The organism is Campylobacter sp. RM12642 (assembly GCF_020137635.1).
GTDB lineage: Bacteria > Campylobacterota > Campylobacteria > Campylobacterales > Campylobacteraceae > Campylobacter_E.
This window is the reverse complement of sequence record NZ_JACGAT010000084.1, coordinates 1-528: the sequence shown is the minus strand read 5'-3', so window position 1 is coordinate 528 and position 528 is coordinate 1. Positions and strand designations below refer to the sequence as shown.

At 34.3% G+C, this 528-nt stretch carries 1 protein-coding gene; it reads right to left on the bottom strand.

Features of this window, described 5'->3' with window-relative positions:
* Positions 1 to 528 (bottom strand): flagellin (locus AVBRAN12642_RS09785; protein WP_336608324.1); only part of this gene is annotated, 528 nt, incomplete at both ends.

Sequence of the window (528 nt, the reverse complement as noted above, 5' to 3'; positions counted from 1 at the left end):
GCTTGGCTCATTGCATATACACCTGATTGAGCTAGGATTTGGTGTTTACTAAATGTAGCACTCTCAGATGCAAAGTCAACATCTCTAATATTACTTTCAGCTGATTTAACATTTACTTGAGTAACTGAAATATTATTAACAGTTGAAACAAGTTGGTTTTGGACAGAACCAAGGTCACTTCTAATTGCTTCAAGAGCTTTTTGAGCTGATTCAGCAATATTCATCATTGCTTGTGCGCCTTTTAATGTCATTACACCTGCAGCATAACCATTCTTATTATCTCCTGCATCAGTTGCTTGCCAATCATTAGCATTAAAGCCCATTGCATCTGCTGTTTCTCTATCTATAGTAGCATTAGTTTCTCTTAAGCTAACTGTTTTTTCAGAAACATTTTTATCATAGCCTATTGCACTTGTAATATTCATACTATGTAATTGATTATCAGCCCCAACATAATCTCTAGTAGCTTCTACAACTATGTCTTTACCATTAGTTGATGAAAAACTTAATCTTCCAAAGTTAGTCTTA